This is a genomic window from Micrococcus sp. 2A (genome assembly GCF_039519235.1).
Classification (GTDB): Bacteria; Actinomycetota; Actinomycetes; order Actinomycetales; family Micrococcaceae; genus Micrococcus.
The window spans coordinates 1,660,588-1,687,269 of sequence record NZ_CP154351.1 but is presented as its reverse complement, the minus strand read 5'-3'; the positions used below and the strand labels follow the sequence as shown (position 1 = coordinate 1,687,269).

Below are 26,682 nucleotides of genomic sequence, written 5' to 3'. Positions count from 1 at the left end.
CCCTCTATGGAGGCGGTGTGCAGGCTTGTCGTCGAGCTGGAGCGGCGGCACTTCAGCCGAAACCGCTGTGCGTGGCTCCTGGATGCTGACGTGATCGCGGGGGTCCTCACGGTGGTGCCCTGGCAGGGGCGGCCGCCACCGGCGGACCCGGGACGGGTGACCGGGCAGCGGACGGACCTGAGCCGACTGCTTACGAGATGCCCGGGCGATCTTGAGGCGGTGCTCATGGACGTGTTGCGAGGCCAGGTCCATGAGTCGAGCGCGCCGGGCAGGACGGCGTCCGGCGCAGAGCCGGCGTGGCTGCTGGAGCGATAACCGGGAGCCACCTGGTACGGGTGAACGCTCGGCGCCGCACGCAGGGCGCCAGGGGTCGGCGGCGAGGGCGCTCGGGATGCCCACGCGCTCCGTCTCGATGCCCAGCGTCATGGCGCGAAGCGGCTCGGCCAGGAATGACCGGCTTCCCCCTGCCGAACGGGTCGGAATCCGAGCCGCCGATAGATCCCCATGGCCGCTTTGGAGGTGCCTTCGCCGAAGCGCAGGCTGAGGGCGGGGTCGCCGGCGGCGGAGCAGGCGTCGACGGCGTGCTGTACCAGGGCGCGCCCGACCCCCTTCCCGCGCGCGGCGGGATCGGTGAAGAGGTCGATGATGAACGGCCCCGCGAGGTCCGCGTCCCAGATCGAGTGCGTGACGACCATGACCGCCCCGGCCCGGCGGCCCTCCACCCACGCTGAGGCGCTCGCCTCGGCGCGCAGCTCCCCGTAGTCGCCGCGTAAGGTCGCGTCCATCTCCTCGCGCGCCTCGGCCAGGTCGGAGGCGGCGACGCCCGGTGGGTAGCTGGCGAAGTAGCACCGGGCCAGCTCGTCAGCCGTTTCGACCTCCAGGCCTCGCAGCTCGAGGCCGCCGGGCACGTGCTCGCCAGGCCGCGCCGGCGACAGGTGGAGGGTTAGCAGGTCGGTGGGCACGGGGTTCCTCTCCTCATGGCCGGGACGGCCCCGTCCGCGACGGCGACGGGTCCCTCCCAGCGCTGCTCGCCGTCGACGAGGTGTCCGGTGGGGCGCAGGCCGAGCCGCCGTGCCACGGCGGCCGAGGCAGCGTGGTCGGGGTGGATGTCGGCCACGACCTCGGGGACCCCGCGCCGGGCGAGCTCGTCGAGCAGCAGGCGCGCCGCGGCGGTCGCATGGCCCCGGCCCTGCCAGGGGACGCCGATCACCCACGCGATCTCGGCGGGCCCGCCCGAGACGGGCACGGTGGCCTGCACGTAGCCGACGGCTTCCCCGGTGTCGTCGAGTACCACCAGGTGGTTGAGCCACGTCTCGCTGCGGTCGTCGGAGTGGCCGCGGGCTTGGACGGCGTACTGGCGGGAGAGGCCCTCCCGGGCGGGAGGCTCGCCGCCCGTGAACGTGTACAGGGCCGGATCCGAGAGGACGACGACCATCTCGTCGGCGTCGTCCGGGCGGAGGGGGCGCAGGTGGATCGGGGGAGTCATGGGCCCCACGGGATCGGGTCGGCGTGCGGATGTCAACACCGCCCCGGCGGGTCGGCGGGCGCGCCGGCGTCGTCACCGGCACCATGGGCCCCATGGCAACGGTGATCGAGGGAGGCGACCGGCCCTGGCTGTGCGTGCTCGCCGGACGCGCCGGGACGGGCAAGACCACGCTGGCCCAGGCGCTCGCGCGGGCGACAGGCGCCTGCTGTCTGCGGGTGGACGCCGTCGAGACCGCACTGGGACGGGTCCAGGACCACGTGGGCGCTGCGGGCTACGCCGTCGTGCACGAGCTCGCGGTCTCCAACCTGCTGCTGGGCCACGACGTCGTCGTCGACGCCGTCCATCCCGTCCCCGCCTCCCGGGCCGGCTGGGCGGGGACCGCGTCGCGGGCGGGCGCGCGGCTGGTGGTCCTGGAGACGGTCCTGCCTGACGAACGGGAGCATCGCCGCCGGGTCGAGACGCGCGCGGCCGACATCCCCGGACACCGGGTCCCGACCTGGGATGACGTCCAGGCGGACGGCTGGGTGGCGTGGGACGTCGACCGCGACGGTCCCCGGACCGTGATCGACACGACCACCCGCGCGGCCGCGCTGCGCGACGCGCTGGCGGCCCTGCCCCGCCGGTGACGCGCGCCCTCGCCGTCGGCGGCCCGGGCGGCGTCCTGAGGGGGACCGCGCACCCGTGCCGCGTCCGGCCCACGGCCTAGACTCGAGGCCATGTCGTTCCCCCACCAGCGCCCCCGCCGTCTGCGCCAGTCCGCCACCATGCGCCGCCTGGTCGCCGAAACCCGCCTCCACCCGGCCGAGCTGATCCTGCCGGCCTTCATCAAGGAGGGCGTGGCCGAGCCGCAGCCCATCGCGTCCATGCCGGGCGTGGTGCAGCACACCACCGACTCGCTCAAGGCGGCCGCGGCCGAGGCCGCCGAGCTGGGCCTGGGCGGCATCATGCTGTTCGGCGTCCCGGCCACGCGCGACGCGACCGGCTCCGCCTCCCTGCACCCTGAGGGCGTGCTCAACGCCGCCATCCGCGACGTGAAGGCCGAGGTGGGGGACGCGCTCGTCGTCATGTCCGACCTCTGCCTGGACGAGTTCACCGACCACGGCCACTGCGGCGTGCTCCGCGAGGACGGCGCCGTGGACAACGACGCCACCCTGGAGATCTACGGGCGTATGGGCGTCGCGCAGGCCGAGGCGGGCGCCGACGTCGTGGGCCCCTCCGGCATGATGGACGGCCAGGTGCGCGTCATCCGCGAGGCCCTGGACGACGCCGGCCACGAGGACACCGCGATCCTCGCGTACGCCGCGAAGTACTCCTCCGCGTTCTACGGCCCCTTCCGCGACGCCGTCGACTCCGCCCTGCAGGGCGACCGCAAGACCTACCAGATGGACGCGGCGAACCGCACCGAGGCCATGCTGGAGGTGGCGCTCGACCTCGAGGAGGGCGCGGACATGGTCATGGTGAAGCCCGCCATGAGCTACCTGGACATCGTGCGCGATGTCGCCGAGATGGCCGACGTGCCGGTCTCCGCGTACCAGATCTCCGGCGAGTACGCGATGATCGAGGCCGCCGCCGCGAACGGCTGGATCGACCGCCGCGCCGCGATCACCGAGTCCGTGCTCTCCATCCGGCGCGCCGGCGCCGACACCGTGCTGACCTACTGGGCGGCCGAGCTCGGCCGCTGGATGAAGGAGGGCTCCCTGTGAGCACCCGCACCCCCCGCACCACCAACGCCGCCGCGTTCGCCGCGGCCCAGACCGTCATCCCCGGCGGCGTCGACTCGCCGGTGCGCGCGTTCGGCTCCGTCGGCGGCACGCCCCGCTTCATGGAGCGCGCGCAGGGGCCGTACCTCTACGACGTCGAGGGCCGCGAGTACGTGGACCTCGTCTGCTCGTGGGGTCCCATGCTGCTCGGCCACGGCCACCCGGCCGTGCTGGAGGCCGTGCACGCCGCCGTGGACCGCGGCCTCAGCTTCGGCACCTCCACCGAGTCGGAGACCGCGCTCGCCGAGCTGATCGCCTCGAAGGTCCCCGTGGAGCGCGTGCGCTTCGTGTCCACCGGCACGGAGGCCACCATGACCGCCCTGCGCCTCGCGCGCGGGGTGACCGGCCGCAACCTCATCGTGAAGTTCGCCGGCTGCTACCACGGCCACTCCGACGGCCTGCTGGCCGCCGCCGGCTCCGGCGTCGCGACGGCGGCACTGCCCGGCTCGGCCGGCGTCACCGAGGCCGCCGCCTCCGAGACCCTCGTGGTCACGTACAACTCCCGCGAGGAGCTGGAGAAGGCGTTCGCCGAGCGCGGGTCCGAGATCGCCGCCGTGATCACCGAGGCCGTGCCGTGCAACATGGGCGTGGTGGAGCCGCAGGACGGCTTCAACGCGTTCCTGCGCGAGATCACGCAGCGTCACGGTGCGCTGCTGATCTGGGACGAGGTCCTCACCGGCTTCCGCGCCACGAGCCGCGGCGCGTGGGGCCTCAGCGGGGAGCCCGAGGGCTGGACCCCGGACATCTGGTGCTTCGGCAAGGTGATCGGCGGCGGCATGCCCGTCGCCGCGCTCGCCGGCTCGGCCGCGATCATGGACCACCTGGCCCCGCTCGGCCCGGTGTACCAGGCGGGCACGCTCTCCGGGAACCCGGTGGCGATGGCCGCCGGGTACGCGACGCTGAGCAGCGCCGACGACGCCGTGTACGCCGCCGTGCAGCGCGCCTCCGACGCGGTCCGCGAGGGCCTCGTGGCCGCGCTCGACGCGGAGGGCGTGGACCACTCGATCCAGCGCGCCGGGACGCTCTTCTCCGTGGCGTTCGGGACGTCGAAGGGCGGCGTGAAGGACTACGCCGACGCGCAGGGCCAGGAGGTGTTCCGCTACGCCCCGTTCTTCCAGTCGATGCTGGAGTCGGGCGTGTACCTGCCGCCGTCGGTCTTCGAGGCCTGGTTCGTCTCGGCGGCGCACGACGACGCCGCGATCGGCACGGTCCTCGAGGCCCTTCCCGGCGCGGTGAGGGCGGCCGCGGCCGCGACGCCGCAGGGCTGAAAGCGGTCCGAGCTCCGAGGGTCAGGTGCCGGGCTCGACCGGCCACTCCCGCGAGACCGTGGCCGCCGGATCCTTCCGGCGCAGGTACTCCTCGAAGCTGGCGGCCTGCTCGGCCTTCCACTGGGCCTGCCTCGCGTGCAGCTCCGACAGCTCGATCTGGACTGCGGGGTACTTGCGGGCCAGGTGGTCCGCGACCTGGACGGCGGCGAGCGCGTCCGCGGCCGAGGTGTGCGCGTCCTCCAGCTGCACGCCGTAGTGCTCCGAGACGGCGGTGAGAGTGCGCTTGCCCTTGCGGTAGCGGTCCAGCTGCTTGTCCAGCACGTAGGGGTCGATCACGGGTGCGGCGTCGAGCGGGGTCAGGCCGTGCCGCCGCGCCTCACGGTCCATGACCGTGAAGTCGTACACCCCGTTGAACGCGATCACCGGGATGCCGGCAGCGAAGAGGTCCCGCAGCGTCTCCGTGATCTCGATGACCCCCTGCGCCGCGGGCATGCCCTCGGCGCGGGCCCGCTCCGTGGTGACACCGTGCACCTGCGCCGCCTCGTCCGGGATCGGGACGCCCGGGTCCAGGAGCCACTCGGCGGCGGACGCGGCCGCGCCCGAGGCGTCCACCATCACGATGGTGGCCGTCACGATCAACGCCTGCTGGGGGTCTCTGCCCGTGGTCTCGAGGTCGAACCCGGCTCGGATCTGCTCATGCCAATTCACGTCCGCCACGCTACCGCCGGAGCCGGACGCGCGAAGCACCCTCAGGCGGGCGGGCAGGATGGGCTCGTGTCCTCCGCCGCCGTCCCGCGCCCCGCTCCGCCGCGCCGCGCTCCTCCCCTCCCTGCCGCGCCACCCGAGGGTCCGCTGACGGTGGCGGAGGCGCTCGCCGCCGTCGCGTGCCTCGTGCCCCCGGGGCGTGCCGTGTCCTATGGGGCGCTCGCGCGGATCCTGGGCCGCGGCGGCGCGCGACTGGCCGGACGCGCGATGGCCGAGGCGGATCCGGGTACCCCGTGGTGGCGCGTCGTGCGGGCCGACGGGTCCCTGCCCGGGGACCTCGCCGCCCGCGCCGCGCCCGAGCGCGATCGCGAGGGCACGCCGCTGCGCCCGGCCGCCGGCGGGCTGCCGCGTGTGGACCTGGCCCGTGCCGCCTGGGATCCCCACGACGACGGCGACGGCCCCGCGCTCGCGGCGATCGCCGACCTCGCGGCGCGCGTGGACCACGGCCGCGGGAGCATCAGCCCGGCAAGCGGGCGCACCCCTTAACCTGTCCCGCGCCGATGGGAGGATGACCCCATGAGCGCACACGAGCACGCCGCAGCCGCCCCGGACGGGGCGCTCGAGGAGGCCGCGATCCTCGCGGCGGACGAGGCCGAGGAGCCCGTTGCGCCGCCCGTGCACGCCCTCCTCGTCCGCGAAGGGCGGCAGCGGGCGGAGACGGTCGAGCTCACCCCCGCGCAGGAGGCCGTGGCGGGCCTCGCCCCCGGGCACGGGGCCGTCCTCGTGCTCGGTGCGCCCGGCACGGGGCGGAGCACCGCGGCCGTGGAGTACGCCGCGCGGCGGCTCGAGGCGGGGACGGATGCCGAGTCCCTCCTGGTCCTCGCGCCGAGCCGGGACGCCGCGGCCCGTCTGCGCGACGCCCTGACCGAGCGCCTCGAGGCCACGGGGCACGGCACGCGCGCCGTCACGCCGGTGCGCACGTGGGCGTCCTACGCGTTCGACCTGCTCCGCCGCGCCCGCGTCACGGGCCCCCTCCGGCACCTGGCGAACGCCCCGCGGCTGCTGTCCGGCGCCGAGCAGGACACGGTGATCGCCGAGCTCCTGGAGGGCTATGCCCAGGGCCACGCGGCAGGTCCGGAGTGGCCGGCCGACGTCGTCCCCGCTGTGGGCACGCGGGGGTTCCGCCGTGAGGTGCGCGAGCTGGTGGACCGCATGAGCGAGTTCGGGGTGGAGCCCGGCCGCCTGCAGGAGCTGGGCGAGGTGCACCGGCGGCCGGCGTGGGAGGCGGCGGCCGTCCTCGTCCAGGACTACCGGGACCGCCTGGACCTGGGCATGGCGGAGGCCTTCGACCCCGCCGGCCTCATCCGCGCCGCCGTGCTCGTCCTGACGGAGCGGTTCCCGGAGGACCCGGAGCGGGACCGTGCCGGCGTCGAGTTCGCCCGGGCGGAACGCGCCCGGCTGAGCGCCCTCGTGGTGGACGACCTCCAGGAGGCCACCCCCGCCGTGCACGATCTCCTCCGCGTCCTCGGCGTCGGCAGGGACGTCCTCCTCACGGCGACCCCCGACACCACGGTCGAGGGATTCCGCGGCGCCCGCCCGGACCTCGTCCGCGAGTACCCCACCGCCCTGGACCCGGCTCCCGTGCCGGGCGCCCCGGCGTCGCCGACGCCGGGGGAGCGGACCGTCGTCCTGGCCCAGGGGCACCGCATGGCGGCCGGCGTGCTCGAGGGATACCTGCGGGTGGCCCGGCGGGTCCGGCAGCGGCACGAGCCGGTCGAGCGGGCCCGGCGCACGGCGCTGCCGGCACAGGAGGGCGGCGAGGTGCGCGGCCACGTCGTGCGCTCGCGGGCGGACGAGGACCAGTTCGTCCTCGAGCGGGTCCTGCGGGTGCATCACGAGGAGTCCGTGCCGCTGGACCGGCTCCTCGTGGTGGCCCGCTCCGGCTCCCGCGTCGCGGCGCTCGCCCGGCATCTCGAGGCGGAGGGCGTGCCGGTCACCCGCGACGCGTCGGGCACCGTGCTCAAGGAGGAGCCGGCGGTGGCCCCGCTGCTGACCCTCCTGGGCGCCTGCGCCACCCTGGCGGGGGACCCCCAGACCGACGTCGTCTCCGTGCTGGACCCTGAGGAGCTCGTCGGCCTGCTGACCGGGCGCTACGGAGCGGCCACGGCGCTGCACGTGCGGCGGCTGCGCCAGGACCTGCTGCGGGCTGAGCGGGCGCGCGGCGGGCGGCGCTCGTCGGACGAGCTGCTCGTGGCCGCCCTCGCGGATCCGGCGCTCGCGGGAGAGGAGGCCGGGCGGCATCGTGCCCTGCGGCGCGTGGCGTGGATGTTCCGCGCCGGCCTCGAGGCGGCCGCCGCTCCCGGGGCGACGGCCGAGACCGTGCTCTGGGCCCTGTGGTCGGCCTCCGGCCGGGCCGACCGCTGGCGCTCGATCGCCCTCGGGCGGGTGGACGGGGCGGACACCCGCCGGGACGCGCGGCGGGCGGACGCAGACCTGGACGCCGTCGTGGCGCTGTTCCAGGTGGCGGAGCGCTTCGTGGACCAGTTCCCCGGATCCTCGCCCGAGGACTTCCGCGGGTACATGGAGTCCCAGGACCTGCCGATGGACACCCTCGCGCGCCGCGCGGAGACCGGGGACGCCGTCCACGTGCTGACCCCTGCCTCCGCCGTCGCCGCCGGTCGCGACTGGGACACCGTGATCGTCGTGGGCCTGCAGGACGGCGTCTGGCCCAACACGCGGCTGCGCGGCCAGCTGCTCGGCGCCACGGACCTCGCGGACCTGCTGCTCGCGCCCGACCCCTCCGCGTGGCCGACGGACCACCGCACCCGGTTGCAGGAGACGCGGCAGGACGAGCTGCGCATGCTGGCGGCGGCGGTCTCCCGGGCGCGCCGCCGCGTCCTCGCCACCGCCGTGCGGAACGAGGACGAAATGCCCTCCGACTTCCTCGACCTCCTGGCCCCCGCGGAACCCGGCGACGATGAGAGCGGCGTCCGCCCCCTCACGGAGGTGGCGCCGCCGCTGACGGCCGGCGCGCTCGTCGCGCGGCTCCGCCGCGCCCTCGAGCAGGGGGAGGAAGGCGCCGGGGCCGTGGATCCGGCGGCGGCCGCCGCGGCCCTCGCCCGGCTGGCCGCGGACGGCGTGGAGACCGCAGACCCCGCGCACTGGTGGGGCCTCGCGCCGCTGTCCACAGAGGAGGCCCTCACGGACGTGGCCCACCACCCGGTCCGCCTCTCGCCGTCCCGCGTGGAGACTGCTCTGACCAATCCCCTCAACTGGCTGCTCTACCACGTGGGGTCCCAGGCTGGAGCGACGCTGGCGCAGTCCGTGGGCACCCTCGTCCACTCCGTGGCCGAGCACCACCCGGACGGCCCGCCCGAGGCCGTGCGCGCCGAGCTCGAGCGTCGCCTGCCGGAGCTGGGCCTGCCCGGGGGGTGGGTCAGCGAGCTCGAGCACGCCCGGGCCCGCGAGCTGGCGAAGGCCTACCTCGGCTACCTCTCCGTCGTGCGGGCCGCGGGGCGGCGCGCCCTGGCCCAGGAGGTGCCCATGCGGGCCGAACTCACGTGGGCGGGACTGACGGTGCTGATCAACGGCGTCATCGACCGGCTCGAGGTGGACGCGGCCGGACGCCCGTACATCGTCGACCTCAAGACGGGCCGCCGCGCGCCGTCGGCGGCCGAGCTGCCCCGCCAGCCGCAGCTCGCCGCCTACCAGGTCGCCCTGCGCGCGCACGGGGTGGCGGTGCTGCGGGATGACCCGGAGGCCGACCCGGCGCTGCGGGCCGCCCTCGCGCAGCTGGCGGAGCCGTCCGCCCCGGCCGGGGCCGCGCTCGTCCAGCTCGGCGCGGGCACCCAGAAGACGAAGGTGCAGGAGCAGGCCGCGCTGACCGACGAGGACCGCTGGGCCCTCGACCAGGTCTTCACGGCCGCCCGCCGGACCGTCGGGCCCCGCTTCCTCGCCCTCCACGACGGGTCCGCCGGCTGCGCCCTGCCGTCCGTCTGTCCCCTCTGCGCCGAAGGAAGGCAGGTCACCGAATGGAACCGCTGAACATGGACGTCCCCGCCGCGGTCCACGCGCCGGAGGACATCGCCGCCCGCCTGAAGGTGCATCCGCCCACGGACGAGCAGGCCGAGGTCATCACCGCTCCGCTCACGCCCCGGCTCGTCATGGCCGGCGCCGGCTCCGGCAAGACCGCCACGATGTCCGACCGCGTGGTCTGGCTCGTGGCCAACGGCCACGCGCGGCCCGACCAGATCCTCGGCGTCACGTTCACGCGCAAGGCCGCCGGCGAGCTGGCCCACCGCATCAACGACAAGGTGGACGCCCTGCTGCGCTCCGGGCTCGTGATCCCCGGGTTCGACGGCGAGCCGGAGGACCTCGGCCGCGCCGCCGTGTCCACGTACCACTCCTACGCGGGCGCGCTCGTGCGCGACCACGGGCTGCGCATCGGCGTGGAGCCCGAGGCTGTGCTGCTCGGCGAGGCCGACGCGCACCGGATCATGGCCGGCGTCGTGGAGTCCCATCCGATCGTGGCGGACCGCCTCGGCGTCCGGCCCTCCACGCTGATCTCCCAGGCGCTGCGCCTCGCGGGGGACATGGCGGAGCACCTCGTGGCCCCCGAGGACGTCCGTGCGCACCTGGAGGCGCTCGTCGCCCAGGGCCGGGGGCTCCCGCTCCCGGCCCGCATGAAGGAGCCCTCCGGCGTGATCCTCGAGCTGATCGGGGCGTTCGAGGACCGGGCCCTCATGGCCGACCTCGTGGCCCGCTACGACGAGGCCAAGCAGGAGCGCGACGCGATGGACTTCGGCGACCTGCTGAGCCACGCCGCGCGGATCGCCCGGGAGGTGCCCTGTGCGGGGGAGCAGGAGCGCGGTCGCTTCCCCGTCGTCCTGCTGGACGAGTTCCAGGACACCTCACACGCCCAGATGCAGATCTTCGCCGGGCTCTTCGGCCCCACCGGCCCCGAGGCGGACGCGCCCGGGCTCGGGCACTGCGTCACGGCCGTCGGCGACCCCCACCAGTCCATCTACGGCTTCCGCGGCGCCTCCGCCGGCCAGCTCTTCGCCTTCCCGGGCACCTTCCCGCGGGTCCAGGCGCTCCCCGACGGCGGAGCTCGGCGCGTCAACGCGGACGTCTCCCACCTGACCGTCGCGTGGCGCAACGACGAGGCGGTGCTGGAGGCGGCCAACACAGTGGCGGCTCCGCTCGTCGTCCATGCGGAGGCGGGGGCAGGCTCGCCCATCGAGCTGCGACCCCTCCGCCCCCGCCCCGGAGCGGGCGAGGGGGAGGTGCGCATCGACCGGCACGTCACCCAGGACGAGGAGGCGAGGGCGCTCGCGGAGCGGCTGGCGGCGCTGCCGGACGTCGCGCCCGACGGCCGGACCCGCCTCACGCGGGCGGTCCTGTGCCGCACGCGCGCGCAGTTCGTCCCGGTGCTCGCGGCCCTCGACGAGGCGGGCCTGCCCTACGAGGTCCTCGGCCTCTCGGGACTGCTCTCCCTTCCCGAGGTCTCCGAGGCGCTCGCCGTCCTCCACGTCCTCGCCGACCCCTCCCGCAACGACCACGTGGTCCGCATGCTCACCGGCCCCCGGTGGCGCATCGGCCCCGCGGACCTCGAGGTGCTCCACGAACGCGCCCGCTTCGTCTCCCGCCTGCGGGCCGCCGGAGCCGAGGGGGCGGCGGACGTCGAGGCCGCGGACGTGAGCCCCGAGGAGGACACCGACGCCCCCGCCCTGCTGGAGGCCCTCGACTCGCTGCCACGGGAGGGCTTCGACTGGACTGGCTCCCGCGGGCGCGGCTTCTCGGACGAGGGCCTGCGCCGCCTGCGCGAGGCCAACCGCCTCCTGCGGCGCCTCTCCGCTCGTGCGGACGCGGAGCCCGCCGAGCTCATCGCCGAGGTCGAGCGGGAGATCGGCCTGGACGTGGAGGTGGCCCTGCGCCCCGACGCGTCCGGGGCCTCCGCCCGCCGCCACCTCAACGCGTTCCAGGACGCGGCACGCGGCTTCGCCGCCGGCACGACGGCGGCGGCGGGCCTCTCCGCGTTCCTCGCCTGGACGGCGTCGGTGGAGGAGCACGAGAAGGGCCTCGGCATCGAGGCCGGGGAGCCCGCCCCCGGGGTGGTCCAGGTGCTCACGACCCACGCGTCCAAGGGACTGGAGTGGGACGTCGTCGCGGTGCCGGGGCTCATGGAGGGCTCGTTCCCCTCGGCTCGGTCCGACCGCTGGACCGCGCCCGCGAACGGCGCGCTGCCGTGGGCCCTGCGCGGTGACGCGGCCTCACTGCCGCAGTGGGACGCCGGATGGGCTGAGAACATGCGCGACTGGGCGCAGTCGGCCGGCAGGACCTACACGTCCAAGGATGCCGAGGGGCTGCCCGAGCCCTACCAGATCGCCGTGGACGCCCACGGGAGGCGGGAGGAGCGGCGGCTCGCGTATGTCGCGTTCACCCGCGCGCGGAGCCGGCTGTGGCTGAGCACCACCCGCTGGAAGGGGACGAACAAGAACCCCGCGGCGCCGTCCGAGTTCCTTGAGGAGGTCGCCGCGCTCGCCGGCTCGTTCCCCGGGATCGAGATCGGCCACGAGCCGGACCCCTTCGAGCTGACGGAGGAGAACCCCGTGGCCGGCCGCCTGCTCGCCGCCTGGTGGCCGTTCGACCCGCTGACGGGGCCGGAGGTCGCCGTCGCTGACCCGGAGGACCCCGAGGACGAGGACCGCTGGGAGAAGCTCCCGTCCCGCTCCCGGCCGCGGCGCGCCGCGGTCGAGTCCGCGGCCGCGCGCGTCCGAGGCGCGGCCCCCGAGGACCTCGAGGCGGACCCGGAGATCGCCCGGGAGCTCGCCTGGGTGCTGCTGCGGCGCCGGGACATCGCCGGGACCGGGGGCCAGGTGGCGCTGCCGAGCCACGTCTCCGTCTCGCTCTACGGTGAGCTGGCGGCGGACCCGCAGGCGGTGGCCGAGCAGCTGCGCCGGCCCATGCCGCGTCCGCCCGCCCACGCGGCGCGCCGCGGCACGGCGTTCCACGCCTGGCTCGAGGACCGGTTCGGCGCGACGGGCATGCTGGACATCGAGGACCCCTCGGACGCCGCCGACCAGTGGGTGGACGACGCCCTGGACCTCGCCCCGATGCAGGAGTGGTTCCGGTCCTCGCGCTGGGCGGACCGGACCCCCGCGTTCGTGGAGGCGGCGGTGGAGACCACGGTCGCCGGGATCACCCTGCGCGGGCGCGTGGACGCCATCTACTGCTCGGGAGCTCGCGAGGGGATGCCCCTCGATCCCGAGGCCGGGTGGGAGCTGGTGGACTGGAAGACGGGCGCGGTGCCGTCGGACCGCGACCTCGAGGTCAAGGGCCTGCAGCTGGCGGTCTACCGGCTCGCGTGGTCACGCCTGCACGGGATCCCGCTCGAGAACATCAGGGCGAGCTTCGTCTACGTCGCGCACGGCGTCGAGCGCTCGCTCGCCCACCTGCCGGGGGAGGATGAGCTCGAGCGCATCGTCACCGAGGCGCTGAACCGCCCGTGATCCCGTCGCCGGGGCTCTGCGCCCGGCGAGCACCCCGGGCGGCGGCCCGGTCCGCTTCCCGGCCCGGAGCCGGCACCACGGTGAGGGCGGCGGTCTGGTCGTCGGCCTCGTCCGGCTCGCGCTCGCGGCCCGCGTCGTCACCGTCGGCGTCCTCGTCGTCGGCATCCATCGCGTCGCCCGCCGGCTCGCCGTCGGCCGCCTCGCCGTCGGCGTGCTCCGGTGCGCTCCCGTGCGTGCGGCCCCGGACGGCGTCGGCCAGCTCGGCCAGCATGTCCTCCGCCTCGGCGATCATGTCCGCGTCGTGGCGGTCCACGCCACGCACCAGCCACTGGGCCAGCGCGAACTCCGCGAGGAGGGAGGCGCGGCGCATCAGGTGCTCGTCCCCGTCGTCACCGGCTCCGGCGTCGGCGCGCCGCCCGCGGTAGGCGTCCAGCACGCGCTCGGCGAAGTCGGGGTCCTCGGCGGCGGCCAGCCACGCGAGGTCCACGGCGGGATCGCCCACGTGCAGGTCGGTCCAGCCGGTCACCCCGACCACCCGGCCGCGCTCCACGAGCAGGTTGTCCTCGTGCAGGTCTCCGTGCACCGGCACCGGGGAGAACGACCACAGGGCCTCCTCCTCCATGGCCTCCTCCCAGCGGCGCAGCAGCACCGGGGGGATGCGACCCGTGGTGGCGGCCTGGTCCAGCTCATGCAGCCGGCGGTTGCGCACCTCCTCCGCCGTGTAGACCGGCAGGTCCGCGAGGTCCACCACGGAGGAGGGCAGGGTGTGCACGGCCGCGATGACGCGGCCGACGTCCTGCACCGCGGGCTCGCCGAGCGGGACGAGGTCCTCGAGGGGGAGGGGACGGCCCGGCATGTCCTGGTACACGAAGGTGCGCAGGCCACCCAGGCGCACCGCGCCGGCTACGGAGGGCGTGCGGAAGGGCAGGGCCGCGCGCACGCGCGGGGTGAGCGCGGCGAGCACCTGCAGCTCGGTCTCCAGGCGGATCCCCGCCTCCGGGGTGCGCGGGGAGCGCACGCGCCACCACTGGCGCTGGGCGTCCACGACGACGGCGGCGGAGAAGTCCGCGGGGTCGTCCGGGCTGGCGACCACCGAGACCGGGGTCAGGCCGGGGACGGCCGCGGCGGCCAGGGCTGCGAGGTGGAGGGACTGACGGTGCACGGGGTCCACCCTATGCGCGCCCACGCCCGAGCGCGGTGGGGCGCACCGGCGTCCGCGGGTTGGTACGGTGGGACGTCGCCGGACGCGCAGACCCTGGACACCGAGGAGGACTCGTCCCGCATGAGCACTCCCGATGAGATCCTCCGCGGGCTCGACGCCGAGCAGCGGCAGGCCGCCACCGCCCTCCGGGGCCCCGTGTGCATCCTGGCCGGTGCCGGCACGGGCAAGACCCGCGCCATCACCCACCGCATCGCCTACGGCGTCGCCTCCGGGGTGTTCGACCCCCACCGCACCCTCGCGCTGACGTTCACTGCGCGCGCGGCCGCGGAGATGCGCACGCGCCTGCGCGACCTCGGGGTGGACGGCGTCCAGGCCCGCACGTTCCACTCCGCCGCGCTGCGCCAGCTGCAGTACTTCTGGCCGCAGGCCGTCGGCGGTCCGATGCCCACGCTCGTGGAGAACAAGGTGCGCCTGCTCACCCAGGTGGCCCAGGGCATGCGCATGAGCGTGGACCGCGCCGGGCTGCGCGACCTCGCCGGCGAGATCGAGTGGGCCAAGGTCTCCCTCCACGCTCCCGAGGGATACGCCGAGGCGGCCAAGGAGCGGGAGATGCCCTCGGGCTGGACCGCCACCACCGTGGCACGCCTCTACACGGGGTACGAGGAGGCCAAGACCGCCCGCAACATGATCGACTTCGAGGACGTGCTGCTCATCCTCGTGGGCATCCTCTCCACGGAGCCGCGCATCGCGGCCACGATCCGGGACCAGTACCGCGTCTTCGTGGTGGACGAGTACCAGGACGTCTCCCCGCTGCAGCACCGCCTCCTGGACCTCTGGCTCGGGGACCGCGCGGACCTGTGCGTGGTGGGTGACTCCTCCCAGACGATCTACTCGTTCACGGGCGCGACCTCCCGCTTCCTCACAGGCTTCCGCGAGCGCCACCAGGAGGCCACCGTCGTCAAGCTCGTGCGCGACTACCGCTCGAGCCCCCAGATCGTGGAGGCCGCCAACCGGCTCCTCGCGGCGCGCACGGCGGAGGGGCAGCGCGACCGCCGGCTCCCGCACTGGCCCGAGCCGCTCCAGCTCACCTCGCAGCGCCCCGCGGGGCCCGACGTCGTCTTCGCCGAGTGCACGGACGACGAGGCCGAGGCGGGCTGGGTGGCCCAGCGGATCCGCGAGCTCGTGGACGGGGGCACTCCGCCCGCCGAGATCGCGGTCCTCTTCCGCACGAACGGCCAGTCGGAGGCGTTCGAGACCGCTCTGTCCGCGGCGGGACTGGGCTACCAGCTGCGGGGCGGCGAGCGCTTCTTCTCCCGCCGCGAGGTGCGCGACGGCATCCTGCAGCTGCGCGCCGCGGCACGCGCCGACCCGGGCCTCACAGGGGAGGAGGTGACCGCCCGTGCACGGGACGTCCTGGCCTCCCTCGGGTACTCGGCCGAGCCGCCCGCCGCCACGGGCGCGGCGCGCGAGCGCTGGGAGTCGCTGCACGCGCTCGTGAACCTCGCCGACCAGCTGGCCGCCGCCCGCGGGGCCGAGTTCACGCTCACCGAGCTGGTGGCCGAGCTCGACGAGCGCGCCCAGCACCAGCACGCCCCCACGGTGCAGGGCGTCACGCTCGCCTCCCTGCACTCGGCCAAGGGCCTCGAGTGGGACGCGGTCTTCCTGGTGGGGCTGTCCGAGGGGCTCATGCCCATCTCCTTCGCGGACACGCCCGCCGAGATCGACGAGGAGCGCCGCCTGCTCTACGTGGGCATCACGCGCGCCCGCCAGCATCTGTCGCTGACGTGGACGCTCTCCCGCGGCACCGGCGGGCGCGCCTCGCGGCGGGCCTCCCGCTTCCTGCGGGACATCGACCCGACCCTCGGCGGCACCCGCGAGCACGCCCCCGCCGCCGCGTCCGGGGCAGGCGCACCCCGCGGTCGGCGGCGCGGCGCCACCGTGGCCACGTGCCGCACGTGCGGCAAGGCCCTCGAGACGGGCGCCGAGCGCAAGGTCGGCCGCTGCCTGGACTGCCCGGCCACCTACGACGAGGCCGTTCTCGACACCCTGCGGGACTGGCGCGCCAGCACCGCCCGCGCGGGGAAGGTGCCCGCGTTCGTGGTGTTCACGGACGCGACCCTCGTGGCGATCGCGGAGGCCATGCCGGCCACCCCCCTCGACCTCATCAAGGTCCCGGGCGTGGGCAAGGCCAAGCTGGACCGCTACGGCCCGGACGTGCTCGAGCTGCTCCACGGCACCGCGCCCGCCTGAGTCACCAGGTCCGCCTGAGGCACCATGCCCGCCCGAGATGCCGGGGGGTCGGATCACGCGCCCGGGTCAGACCCCCGACGAAGGCTCCCCGAGGTCCGGCGGCCCGCCGAAGCCGGGCAGCACCCCGAACTCCTGGTGCAGCTCCCCGCTCAGCTCCCGGGTGAGCGCGGCCAGGTCCGCCGCCATCCCGTCCGGGTCGCACGGGCACCCGTGCCGCGGGCGGACGCCCTCGGTGGTCTCGTCCAGCGCATAGGCCCAGCTGCGCACGACGCCCTGCCATGCGGGGGAGGAGGAGCCCGCGACCAGCAGGTCGTGGACGAGGACGGCGGTGCGCAGTGCCCCGAGCACACTCTCCGGATCCTCCTCGCCCGGCCCGTCCTCCCACGCCGCGTCGCGGCTGCGGCCGGTGGCGGCCTCCTCCGCCGGGCGGCGGACGTGCTCGCACAGGGCGCACCCGGGGGATCCGGCGATCGTCCAGGGCCCGACGGCCGACTCCTCGTCCACGACCACCGGCAGGAGCGGGTGCTCGGCGGCCAGCGCCCGCGCCACGAGCGATTCGTCGATCCGTCCGCGCGTCACCGAGACGGTGGCCGTCCCCATGAGCACGGCCTCCGGCCCATGGTGGGCGAACACCTGCTCGCGCGGGTGGAGTTCGCGGATCCGCCGCTCGGCCGCGACGGCACGGGGCCGGCCGAGGTCCGCCGGCCGGTAGCCCGTGCCGAGGTCCGACGCCCCCACGGGCGTGGGATCCCACAGGGCGAGCGGGCCCATGCCCCGGCTTGCCAGGAGCAGGGCGATCGCCAGCCCGGTGCGGCCGAGCCCCGTGACGTGGACGCCGTCGGGGAAGTCCACGGGCGGGCCGTGAGGAGGAGCGGAGGAGGTGGGACGGCCTTCGCCGTCGGGAAGCGGGAGGGGGCGGGGCATGGAGGTCTCCGATCGCTCGACGTGGCCCCACGGTGTCACGAGGGAGGCGCCGCGGGGGCCTCATCCACAGGGATCCGCGGAGCCGTCGCGCACAATGGAGTGATGCCGCCGCGTCGCCCCGCCTCCCGCCCGGTCCGCGAGACCGTCGACCTGGACTGGGAGGGCACGCCGGTGCGGCTCGTGCGCTCCACCGCGCGCACGCGCACCGTGTCCGCCGTGTGGCGCGAGGGCCGCCTGCAGGTCTCCGTCCCCGCCCGGCTCTCCCGCGCCGAGGAGCGGGAATGGATCTCCCGCATGGTCGAGCGCGCGGGCGCGGCCCCGGCGCCCGCGGGTCCCACGCCGCCGACCGACGGAGGCGCCGGGCCTGATCCGAGCCGTCCCCGCACGTCCACGCCCGGGGCGTCCTCGCCCGCCACGCCCGACCCCGGGGCCTCCGCCCCGGGCGACGCCGCCCTGCTGGCCTGGGCGCGCCGCGTCTCGGCCGAGCACTACGGGGGCGAGGCGGATCCGGTGAGCGTCACGTGGTCCACGCGGCAGCGGCACCGCTGGGGATCGTGCACCCCGGCTCGGCGCACCATCCGGCTCTCGGCGCAGCTGCACGGCATGCCCGACTGGGTGGTGGAGGCCGTCCTGGTGCACGAGGTGGCCCACCTGCTCGAGTCCGGCCACGGGCCCCGCTTCCAGAGGCTCGTCGCCCGCCACCCCCGCTACGCCGAGGCCATGGCGTTCCTCGCCGGCGTCACCTACGCGCAGGGCCGCGGCCTCGCCGCCGGGCCCGCTTCCGCAGACGACGACGTCGCCGCCCCGGGCTGGAGCGACGACGTCGAGGGGGGCTGAGGCAGGCGCGGGGCTCAGCCCTCCTTGGGGGCCTCGCCGAAGCCGCCGTCGAGTAGCCGCTGCAGCTCGTCGTCGAGGGCGTCCGTGGAGGCGTCCGCGGCCGTGCGGCGCTCCGCGTAGCCCGTGGGGTCGTCGAGGTCCTCGCCCGTGGGCTGGCGCTCGGGATGGCGCCAGATCGCCTCGCGGTACTCCTTGCCCTGCTCGGCCGTGACGTGCTCCCAGAACGCGGCCGCCTCGCGCAGGCGGCGCGGGCGCAGCTCGAGGCCCACGAGGGCGGCGAACGCCTGCTCGGCGGGTCCCCCGGAGGCGCGCCGACGGTTCATGGTCTCGCGCAGCGCGCTCGCGGACTCCAGCGGCGTGGCCGCCTCGGCGACGACGACGTCGACCCAGCCCTCCACGAGGGCGATGAGCAGCTCGAGCTGCTCGAGGGCGGCGCGCTGGGTGGCATCCGGCTCGGCGATGAACGAGGCGCCGTCGAACACGGCCTGCATGGACTCCGGGTGCATGGGGTCCACGGACTCCGCGGCCCGCTCGATCCCGCTCACGTCCAGACGGATGCCGGCCGCGTACTGCTCGATCGCGGCGAACAGGTCCCGCTCGAGCCACGGGGAGTGCAGGAAGAGGCGCATGCGGGCCACCTCGCGCAGCGCGAGGTACAGGCGCACCTGGTCGTCCGGGACGCTGAGTCCGTCGCCGAACTCCTCGATGTTCACGGGGATCATGGCCAGGCGGTGGCCGGCGATCGGCAGGCCGATGTCCGTTCCCGAGAGCACGTCCTTGCCGAGCGCGCCCACGGCGCCGCCGAGCTGGAGGCCGAACATGGTGCCGCCCATGTTCTTGAGCATGGGCTGCAGGCCGCCCAGCATCGAGGGGTCCATGCCCTCGGGCAGCTGGCCGGGCAGCTGCTGCTCGATGGCGGCGGACATCGCGTTCGCGAGCGAGACGGCCACGGGGCCGGTCATCCGTTGCCAGTTCTCCATGGTGGCCTCGACCCACTCGGCGCGGGACCACGCGGCCCCCATCTGCCCCGTGGACTCCGTGTCCGTCACGCCGTCCAGCCAGAGCTCGGCCAGGCGCAGGGCCTCGTCCACCTCGCGGCGAGCGAAGGAGCCCACGGCGGGGTCCTCGCCCGCGACCGCCTGGCGCGCGGCCTGCTTGGCCAGGGTCCAGTTGACCGGGCCCTCGGAGCCCGCGCCCGGGTTCATCATGGCCTGGAACTGCGCCATGGCCTGCTGCATCATGGCGGGGTCCAGCCGGGAGGGGTCGAAGGGCATGCCGCCGGTCCCGCCCATGCCCTGCATGGCGCGGCGGATCTCCTCGACGTCCGGGGCCTGCCCGCCGAACATCTGCCGGAGCATGTCCTCCAGGGGGTCGCGGCCGTCGTCGGATCCGGGGGTCTGCGGGTGGTCAGTCATGCCGAACAGCGTATCCGCGGGCCTCGCGCCAGGCCCACGGATGGACGGCGCGGCGCCGCGGTTCGCGCAGGGCGCACGACGGCGCTCCGGCCCGGCCCCGGCCGCGGCGGCCCCGTAGACTGGTGCGACCGTCCCCCCGCCAGCGCGTCCGCGCCTGCGGCGACGGCCCCTGATCCAGGACCACGGCAGGAAAGTCGGTGTCGCGTGCCCGCAGTGCCCCGCGCAAGGAGCCGCCGCGGCGCCGCGCGCCCGTCGGTCTCCGCATGGATCGCCGCCGCCTCGGCGGCCACCGCCCTCGCGCTGCCCGCGCCGTACCTGCTGGAGGGGCCCGGCCCGGCCATCGACGTGCTGGGGGAGGCCGACGGCCACCCCGTCCTCACCGTCGACGGCGCCTCCCGGGCAGACCCGGGGGAGGGCGCCCTGGACATGACCACCGTGATGGTCTCCGGCCCGCCGACGGGCTCCACCTCCGTCCTCGAGCTTGCGAGCGCGCTCGTGGACCCGAGACGCGACACCACGCCGCGCGAGCTGGTCTACCCCACGGGCGTGTCCGCGGACCAGGTGAGCGAGTCCAACGCGGGGGCCATGACCGCCTCCCAGGACCTGGCGACGGCGGCCGCCCTGCACGAGCTCGGCCGCGACTACGGCCGCGGGCTCGCCGTGCGGGAGTTCGCCCCGGACAGCCCGGCCCGCGACGTGCTGCGTGCCGGCGACGAGGTGCTCGCGGCGGGCGGGACGCCCGTGGACGACGTCGCCGCCCTGCGCTCGGCGGTCGACGCCGCCGGCCCCGGGCCGGTCGCCCTGCGTGTGCTCCGGGACGGCGTCGAGACGGACGTGGAGGTCCCCGTGCGCGCCGCGCCGGAGGGCGCGGGCCAGGCGTGGCAGATCGGCGTGTTCCTCGAGACCGTGTACGACTTCCCGGTGGACGTGGAGATCAGCCTCGAGGACATCGGCGGTCCCTCCGCGGGCACCATGTTCGCCCTCGCCGTCCTGGAGCGCCTCACGCCCGGCGCGATGACGGGCGGCGCGCACATCGCGGGCACCGGCACCATCACCGAGGAAGGCCAGGTCGGTCCCATCGGCGGCATCGCCCAGAAGGTGCGCGGCGCCGCCGACGCCGGAGCGGCCGTGTTCCTGGCCCCGGCCGCCAACTGCGCGGACCTCGACGGCCGAGTGCCCGAGGGCATCGCCGTCTACGCCGTGGACACCCTCACGACCGCACGTGGCGTGGTCGAGGCCGTGGGCCGCGGCGAGACCCTCGACGGGGTGCCCACCTGTGGGTGATCCCCCCGCCCTTCGACATCCCGCGCGTCCCCTCCGTGGCCGCGGCGGACGACCCCGGACCCCAGACGCCCGTGCCGCCCGGCACGGCGCCGACCGCAGACCCCGCCCCCGGCGGGGAGAGGAGAGACAGTGAGCTTCGGACAGGGAAGCGGCGGGCCCTTCGGCGGCCCGCCCCGTGACGGCGGCGGATCCGCCGGCGCGGGGGGCTCCGGCCCCTTCGGCGGCTTCGGCCCCTTCGGCGGCGCCCCCATGGGCCCGGGCGACGGCGGGCCCGCGAGCCCCGGCAGCGGCGGTCCCAGCGGGCCCGGCGACGGCAACGGCAGCTCGGCGGCCGGCCGGCCCCGGCCGGCGACCCCCGGCCGCCCCAGTGCGCTCGTGCTCACGATCGTCTCCGTGGCGATCCTGGTGGGCCTGTTCGTGCTGTTCACCAACGTGTACACGGACGTGCTCTGGTTCTCCCAGGTGGGCTACGAGGACGTCTTCTGGACCGAGGTCCTCACCAAGGCGGCCCTGTTCCTGATCGGCGCGCTCCTGATGGGCTCCGCCGTGTGGCTGGCGATGCGGCTCGCGTGGCGCCATCGCCGGCAGGACGCCCCCGCCGACGCGCGTGACTCGCTCAGCCAGGCCCAGCGCCAGCTCGAGCCCATGCGCCGCCTCGTGTTCCTCGCGGTGCCGGTCATCCTGGGCCTCTTCGCGGGCTCGGCGGCCATGAACGGCTGGACGACCGTCCAGCTGTTCCTCCACCAGGTGCCCTACGGCCAGACGGACCCCGAGTTCGGCCTGGACCTCATGTTCTTCCTGGCCACGCTCCCGTTCCTCACCCTCGTGGTCGGGTACCTCGTCTCCGTGGTGCTCGTGGCGGGGATCGCCGGCCTGATCATCCACTACCTGTACGGCTCCGTGCGGGTGGAGGACTCCGGGGGACTGTCCGTCACGCCCTCCGCGCGGGTCCACATCGCGGTGACGCTGGCGCTGTTCCTGCTCCTCCAGGCCGTCACGTTCTGGCTCAACCGGTACCGCGCCACGCAGTCGCAGACCGGCTCGTGGGCGGGCGCCATGTACACGGACGTCAACGCCGTGATCCCCACCTCCGCGATCCTCGCGGTCACCGCCCTGATCGTGGCCGCGCTGTTCGTGTGGACCGTGTTCTCCGGACAGTGGCGCCTGCCGCTGGTGGGCACCGCCGTGCTGGTCATCACCGCCCTCGTGGTGGGCACGGCCTACCCGTACCTGGTGCAGCAGTATCAGGTGCAACCCTCCGAGCGCACGCTCGAGGCCGAGTACATCGATCGCAACATCCGGATGACCCGTGAGGCCTACGGCCTCGACGACGTGCAGGTCACCACCTACGAGGGCAGCGTCGAGGCGCAGGAGGGAGCCCTCGCCGGCGAGGAGGCCAACACGGCCAACGTGCGCCTCATGGACCCGAACCTCATCTCGCAGACCTTCGGGCAGCTCCAGCAGTTCCGCCCCTACTACTCGTTCCCCGGCACGCTGCACGTGGACCGCTACGAGGTGGACGGCGAGTCCCGGGACACCATCCTCGCCGCGCGCGACGTGAACGTGGAGGACTCCCAGTCCTGGGTGAACCGCCACGCCATCTACACGCACGGCTACGGCATGGTCATGGCTGACGCCTCCGAGGTGGCGGCCGGCGGCCGTCCCTCGTTCCTGCTCTCCGAGATCCCCTCGCGGGGCCCGCTCACCGACGACTCCCAGTACGAGCCGCGCATCTACTTCGGGCTCAACTCGCCCGAGTACTCCGTGGTGGGCGCGCCGGAGGGTGCCCCCGCCGTCGAGCGCGACCGCCCCCAGACGGCGGACTCCGGGGAGGACACGGCCTACACCTTCGCCGGCGACGGCGGCCCGGCCGTGGGCGGGCTCTTCAACAAGCTCGCCTACGCCGTGAAGTTCGGCTCGCCCGAGCTCCTGCTCTCCTCGGATGTGAACAGCGCCTCGCAGATCCTCTACGACCGCCATCCGGAGGAGCGGGTCCGCAAGGTGGCCCCGTACCTGACGGTGGACACCAACGCCTACCCGGCGATCGTGAACGGGCGCGTGAAGTGGATCGTGGACGCCTACACGACGTCCGACCAGTTCCCCTACTCCACGTCGCAGCGCCTCGGCGACGCCACACAGGACGCGCTGAACCGCGACCAGCGGGCGCTGCTGACCGGCCAGGTGAACTACATCCGCAACTCCGTGAAGGCCACCGTGGACGCCTACGACGGCTCCGTGGAGCTCTACGCCTGGGACGAGGAGGACCCGCTGCTGAAGGCGTGGCAGGGCGTGTACCCGTCCTCGCTCAAGCCCTACTCGGAGATGAGCGCCGCCCTCCTGGACCACGTGCGCTACCCGGAGGACATGTTCAAGGTGCAGCGCGAGCTGCTGGGCCGCTACCACGTGACCGACGCGGACGACTTCTACGAGAACAACGACGCCTGGTCCGTGCCCGCCGACCCCACGCAGGACGACCCGAACGTCAAGCAGCCCCCGTACTACATGACCCTGCAGGTGCCCGGCCAGGACGAGCCCGCGTACTCGCTGACCACCACCTACATCCCGCAGATCACCGAAGGCTCGCAGCAGCGCAACGTCCTCTACGGGTTCCTCTCGGCCAGCGGCGACGCCGGCACGGGCAGGGACGGTGAGCGGGCCGAGGGCTACGGCACGCTCCGTCTGCTGGAGCTGCCGCGCCAAACCACGGTCCCCGGGCCGGGCCAGGCGCAGGCCAACTTCGACTCCAACGCCGGCGTCTCCCAGGAGCTGAACCTGCTGCGCCAGGGCGCCTCCGAGGTGCTCAACGGCAACATGATCACGCTCCCGGTGGCGGGCGGCATCCTCTACGTGCAGCCCGTGTACGTGCGCTCCTCGGGCGCCACGTCCTACCCCACCCTGCGCAAGGTGCTGGTCTCCTTCGGGGACAAGGTGGGCTTCGCCGACACCCTCCAGGAGGCCCTGGACCAGGTCTTCGGCGGCGACTCCGGGGCCGTGACCCCGGAGGAGAACCAGGGCGACGGCGAGGGCGAGCCCGGCCAGGGTGAGCCCGGGGAGCCGAAGCCCGCGGACCAGGAGCTGAGCGCCGCGCTCGCGGAGGCGCAGGACGCCATCGCGCGCGGCCAGGAGGCCATGGCGGCGGGCGACTGGGCCGCCTACGGCGAGCAGCAGAAGCGCCTCGACGAGGCGTTGAAGCGGGCGACGGCGGCCGACGACGCCCTGCGCGGGACCCCGCCCGCGGACGGGGCGGAGGAGGCCCCCGAGCCCCAGCCCGCGGGCTGATCCGACCACGCCCCCGCCGTCTCGGATGGCGGGGGCGTGGCCGTCAGGTGACGGGCGGCTGTCCTCGATTTGAACGCACTGCTCCGGGTGTGTATAGTCATACGAGTCGCCGCGGGGTGGAGCAGTTCGGTAGCTCGCCGGGCTCATAACCCGGAGGTCGCAGGTTCAAATCCTGCCCCCGCAACGAGAGAAGGCCCCCAGCATCTGCTGGGGGCCTTCGTGCGTGTCCGGGAGGACCCCGGCTGAGACGACGGCGGCGTCGGGCGGACCTCCACCGCTCGTGGTGGGGGACCGCTCGACGCCGCCGTCGGAGTGCGGGAGGCTCAGGCCTTCACGGCCGCCCGGCGCGCCGGATCCGTGCGCCGCAGCCAGATGGAGACGAGGATCGCGGCGACGGCGATCGCGCCCCAGATGCCCACCACCGACCAGGCCAGGCCCGCGATCAGCAGCAGCGGCACGAAGGAGACGGCGGCGATCTCGACGGGCACCACGGGAATGTAGGCCACGCCGAACTGCTCCATGGTCCCGGACTTCAGCTTGGGGTCCACGATGCGCAGCATGGCCACGCCGGTGGCGACCGCGCCGGTGGCCCAGCCCCACGTGAACAGCTGCTTCTCGAACCACGAGTCGGTCATGACGCGCGGGGCCACGAAGGTGCCGAGCGCCAGCGCGAGGGCCAGGCCCACGACGAAGAGCACGAGCAGGGGCTGCCAGTACTCGACCACCACGGTGGGGGCGATCGAGGCGATGCCGCACACGATGAGGATGTCCGTGGCGGTGCCCGAGACCGAGTTGAGCGAGGCGGAGTCCAGGAACTTCGCGGTCCGCGTGGCCTGGAACAGCACGCGCGCGACCAGGCCCATGATGAACGCGATCGCGAACGCCGGGATGATCAGCTGGGGCCCGCCCTCGCCCACGACCTGCGGCCACACAGCGGTGATCCACGTGACGACGCCGTGGGCGGCGGCGGCGATCATGGCGACGATGCCGACCTGGAATGCGAGGGACTCCACGGAGGCGGCGGAGAAGGTGTGGCGGCCGATCACGGGGCGCTCCTCCACCTGGTTGAGCACGCCGGTGCGCAGCTCGTCCGGGATGGACGTCAGGCCGGCGAACTCCTGGGCGTGCCCGCGCTGGGCGCCGATCTTCGCCTGGATGATGCCGCCCACCACGCCCACGATCATGCCGACGGTGGCGGAGGTGTACGCCAGGGACGTCACGGTCGCGTCCCCGTTCGCGGCGTATGCCTGGCCCACGGCCGCGGCCGAGCCGAAGCCGCCGGCCCAGCCGGCGAACAGCAGGGCGGCGAAGGAGTCCGGGGTGCCGAACAGCGGCTTGAGCACCACGAGCGCCACGAGCGCGCCGAGGGCCACCTGGGACGCGTAGATCAGCACGCCGTAGGCCGCGAACGAACCCACGGGACGGCCGATCTTGCGCACGTCGAAGTCGTCCGTCAGCGCGATGCAGACGAAGACGATGACGATGAGGATCGACCCGTAGGTGCCCAGCTGCGAGCTGAAGGGCAGCCATCCGGCGCCGTTCGGGCCCAGGGCCAGCCCCAGGATGCCGGCGATCACCGAGGCGGGGATCATCAGGGTCTGGAGGGGCTTGATGAGGGCGCGGCCGAGCGTGCCGACGGCGAGCAGCGCGCCGATCAGGCCCGCGTCCACCAGGACGGACCACGCCGTGAACTGGTCTTGCATGTGGAGGTACCCCTGTCGGGTGCGAGGGAGGAACGAGGATCCCCCGAGGGATGCGGGGGACTGGGGGACCCTAGCAATCCGCCCCCGCAGACGCGAAAACGGCGACGCCGGGCACCCGGGAGGGGTGCTCGACGTCGCCGTCGTCGAGGGGCGGACGCGGCCGCGGCGCGGCCAGCGTCGTCCCGCAGGCGATCAGGCCTGGGCCTGGGTGGCCGTCTCGTCCTCGGCGTAGTCCAGCTGGAGGTTCTGGCCCTCGGCGGCGGAGGACTCGATCTGGGCGGGCGACTGGCCGGCCTTGAGGGCAGCGAGGCGCGCCTCGACCTCGGTCTGCTCGCCGAGGTCCTCGAGGGACTCGAACTGGGCGTCCAGGGAGGAGGAGGCGAGCTCCTGCTGGCCGCGCACGCGGGCCTCCTCACGGCGGACCTTCTCCTCGAAGCGGTTGACCTCGGAGGTGGGGTCCAGCAGGTCGATGGACTTCACGGCGTCGGCCACGGCGGACTGGGCGTGGGCGGACTTCGCGCGGGCCGTGAGCTCGTCCCGCTTGGAGACCAGCTGCTGGCGCTTGACCTTCATCTGGTCGAGGCCGGTCTTGAGGCGCTCCACGATGTCGCGCTGGGAGGTGATGGTCGGCTCGGCCGACTTCATCTGGCGCTCGGCGTCCATCTGGCGCTCGATGGCGACCTTGGCGAGGTTGTCGAACTTGTCCGCGGAGGCGGTGTCGCCGCTGCTGCGGAAGTCGTCGGCCTTCTGCGAGGCGGCGAGGGCCTTCTGGCCCCAGCTGCGGGACGCGTCCTGGTCCTCGCGGTAGTCGTCCTCGATCATGCGCAGGTTGCCGATGGTCTGGGCGACGGCGGCCTCGGCCTCCGCGATGTTGTTCGTGTAGTCCCGGACCATCTGGTCCAGCATCTTCTGGGGATCCTCCGCCTTGTCGAGCATGGCGTTGATGTTGGCCTTGGCCAGGGTGCTGATGCGACCGAGGATGGACTGCTTGACCATGATGTCTGCCTTTCGTCGGTGTTCCACTTCCCGCGGGCCGGCGGCCCGCGGTGGTTCGTGCGTCCCGGCCGGCCCGAGGGCGGACGGGTCCCGTGCCGGTCA

At 74.8% G+C, this 26,682-nt stretch carries 18 protein-coding genes and 1 tRNA gene; 11 read left to right on the top strand and 8 right to left on the bottom strand.

From position 1 onward, the window contains the following. Positions 1-422 precede the first annotated feature (422 nt). Both AAG742_RS07675 and AAG742_RS07670 read right to left on the bottom strand, forming a co-directional pair. A complete protein-coding gene (locus tag AAG742_RS07675) occupies positions 423-962 on the bottom strand; it encodes a GNAT family N-acetyltransferase (protein ID WP_343281973.1) in 540 nt (179 codons plus the stop codon). Then, positions 944-1,486, bottom strand: coding sequence for a GNAT family N-acetyltransferase (locus AAG742_RS07670; RefSeq protein WP_298987320.1), 543 nt, complete (start codon positions 1,484-1,486; stop codon positions 944-946). Before AAG742_RS07670 ends, AAG742_RS07675 begins: the two co-directional genes overlap by 19 nt. A gap of 92 nt (positions 1,487-1,578) precedes the next feature. Between AAG742_RS07670 and AAG742_RS07665 the strand changes: the two genes are divergently transcribed. From AAG742_RS07665 to hemL, 3 genes are all read left to right on the top strand, one after another. Continuing rightward, positions 1,579-2,112, top strand: coding sequence for an ATP-binding protein (locus tag AAG742_RS07665; RefSeq protein ID WP_298987325.1), 534 nt, complete (start codon positions 1,579-1,581; stop codon positions 2,110-2,112). Positions 2,113-2,202: 90 nt separating this feature from the next. Further along, positions 2,203-3,189, top strand: coding sequence for a porphobilinogen synthase (hemB, locus tag AAG742_RS07660; protein WP_298713820.1), 987 nt, complete (start codon positions 2,203-2,205; stop codon positions 3,187-3,189). Further along, a complete protein-coding gene (hemL, locus tag AAG742_RS07655) occupies positions 3,186-4,514 on the top strand; it encodes a glutamate-1-semialdehyde 2,1-aminomutase (protein ID WP_298713817.1) in 1,329 nt (442 codons plus the stop codon). The genes hemB and hemL overlap by 4 nt, the downstream gene beginning before the upstream one ends. A 21-nt stretch (positions 4,515-4,535) precedes the next feature. On the opposite strand, the gene AAG742_RS07650 is transcribed toward hemL, so the two are convergent. Then, positions 4,536-5,222: a 3'-5' exonuclease gene (locus tag AAG742_RS07650; RefSeq protein ID WP_298713814.1), complete on the bottom strand. Its 687-nt coding sequence runs from the start codon at positions 5,220-5,222 to the stop codon at positions 4,536-4,538. Positions 5,223-5,288: 66 nt separating this feature from the next. On the opposite strand from AAG742_RS07650, the gene AAG742_RS07645 reads away from it, so the two are divergent. From AAG742_RS07645 to AAG742_RS07635, 3 genes are read left to right on the top strand one after another with little or no spacing between them, the layout of a single operon-like run. Further along, positions 5,289-5,765, top strand: a complete 477-nt coding sequence (locus AAG742_RS07645; protein ID WP_248117239.1) for an MGMT family protein — start codon at positions 5,289-5,291, stop codon at positions 5,763-5,765. A 30-nt stretch (positions 5,766-5,795) separates the two neighbouring features. After that, positions 5,796-9,263 (top strand): UrvD/REP family ATP-dependent DNA helicase, encoded by a 3,468-nt coding sequence (locus AAG742_RS07640; protein ID WP_298713811.1) that lies wholly within the window; start codon positions 5,796-5,798, stop codon positions 9,261-9,263. Further along, complete coding sequence (locus AAG742_RS07635) at positions 9,251-12,730, top strand: ATP-dependent DNA helicase (RefSeq protein ID WP_298713808.1); 3,480 nt, start codon at positions 9,251-9,253, stop codon at positions 12,728-12,730. The genes AAG742_RS07640 and AAG742_RS07635 overlap by 13 nt, the downstream gene beginning before the upstream one ends. On the opposite strand, the gene AAG742_RS07630 is transcribed toward AAG742_RS07635, so the two are convergent. Further along, positions 12,705-13,892: a macrolide 2'-phosphotransferase gene (locus AAG742_RS07630; RefSeq protein WP_298987336.1), complete on the bottom strand. Its 1,188-nt coding sequence runs from the start codon at positions 13,890-13,892 to the stop codon at positions 12,705-12,707. The two genes, AAG742_RS07635 and AAG742_RS07630, sit on opposite strands and share 26 nt — an antisense overlap. A gap of 120 nt (positions 13,893-14,012) precedes the next feature. Here AAG742_RS07630 and AAG742_RS07625 point away from each other — a divergent pair, with 120 nt between their 5' ends. Next, on the top strand, positions 14,013-16,142 hold the full coding sequence (locus AAG742_RS07625) for an ATP-dependent DNA helicase UvrD2 (protein WP_298713798.1): 2,130 nt from the start codon (positions 14,013-14,015) through the stop codon (positions 16,140-16,142). 66 nt (positions 16,143-16,208) lie between these two features. Here the strand turns inward: AAG742_RS07625 and AAG742_RS07620 are convergent, their stop codons facing one another. Then, on the bottom strand, positions 16,209-16,994 hold the full coding sequence (locus AAG742_RS07620; RefSeq protein ID WP_298987339.1) for a ThiF family adenylyltransferase: 786 nt from the start codon (positions 16,992-16,994) through the stop codon (positions 16,209-16,211). Positions 16,995-17,168: 174 nt separating this feature from the next. Here AAG742_RS07620 and AAG742_RS07615 point away from each other — a divergent pair, with 174 nt between their 5' ends. Beyond that, positions 17,169-17,903: a M48 family metallopeptidase gene (locus tag AAG742_RS07615; protein WP_343281972.1), complete on the top strand. Its 735-nt coding sequence runs from the start codon at positions 17,169-17,171 to the stop codon at positions 17,901-17,903. Positions 17,904-17,917: 14 nt separating this feature from the next. On the opposite strand, the gene AAG742_RS07610 is transcribed toward AAG742_RS07615, so the two are convergent. Next, entirely contained in the window at positions 17,918-19,318 is a 1,401-nt protein-coding gene (locus AAG742_RS07610) for a zinc-dependent metalloprotease (RefSeq protein WP_298713792.1), read from the bottom strand. Between the two features lie 204 nt (positions 19,319-19,522). On the opposite strand from AAG742_RS07610, the gene AAG742_RS07605 reads away from it, so the two are divergent. From AAG742_RS07605 to AAG742_RS07595, 3 genes are all read left to right on the top strand, one after another. Further along, the gene (locus tag AAG742_RS07605) at positions 19,523-20,602 is read left to right on the top strand and encodes a S16 family serine protease (protein WP_298713789.1); all 1,080 of its coding nucleotides are present in this window, start codon (positions 19,523-19,525) and stop codon (positions 20,600-20,602) included. Positions 20,603-20,731: 129 nt separating this feature from the next. Beyond that, on the top strand, positions 20,732-23,881 hold the full coding sequence (locus AAG742_RS07600) for a UPF0182 family protein (protein ID WP_343281971.1): 3,150 nt from the start codon (positions 20,732-20,734) through the stop codon (positions 23,879-23,881). A gap of 110 nt (positions 23,882-23,991) precedes the next feature. Then, a tRNA-Met gene (locus AAG742_RS07595) sits at positions 23,992-24,065 on the top strand. Positions 24,066-24,204: 139 nt separating this feature from the next. Here AAG742_RS07595 and AAG742_RS07590 read toward each other — a convergent pair. Beyond that, a complete protein-coding gene (locus tag AAG742_RS07590; RefSeq protein ID WP_343281970.1) occupies positions 24,205-25,584 on the bottom strand; it encodes a sodium:glutamate symporter in 1,380 nt (459 codons plus the stop codon). Between the two features lie 192 nt (positions 25,585-25,776). Then, positions 25,777-26,580: a PspA/IM30 family protein gene (locus AAG742_RS07585; RefSeq protein ID WP_343281969.1), complete on the bottom strand. Its 804-nt coding sequence runs from the start codon at positions 26,578-26,580 to the stop codon at positions 25,777-25,779. Between the last annotated feature and the right edge of the window lie 102 nt (positions 26,581-26,682).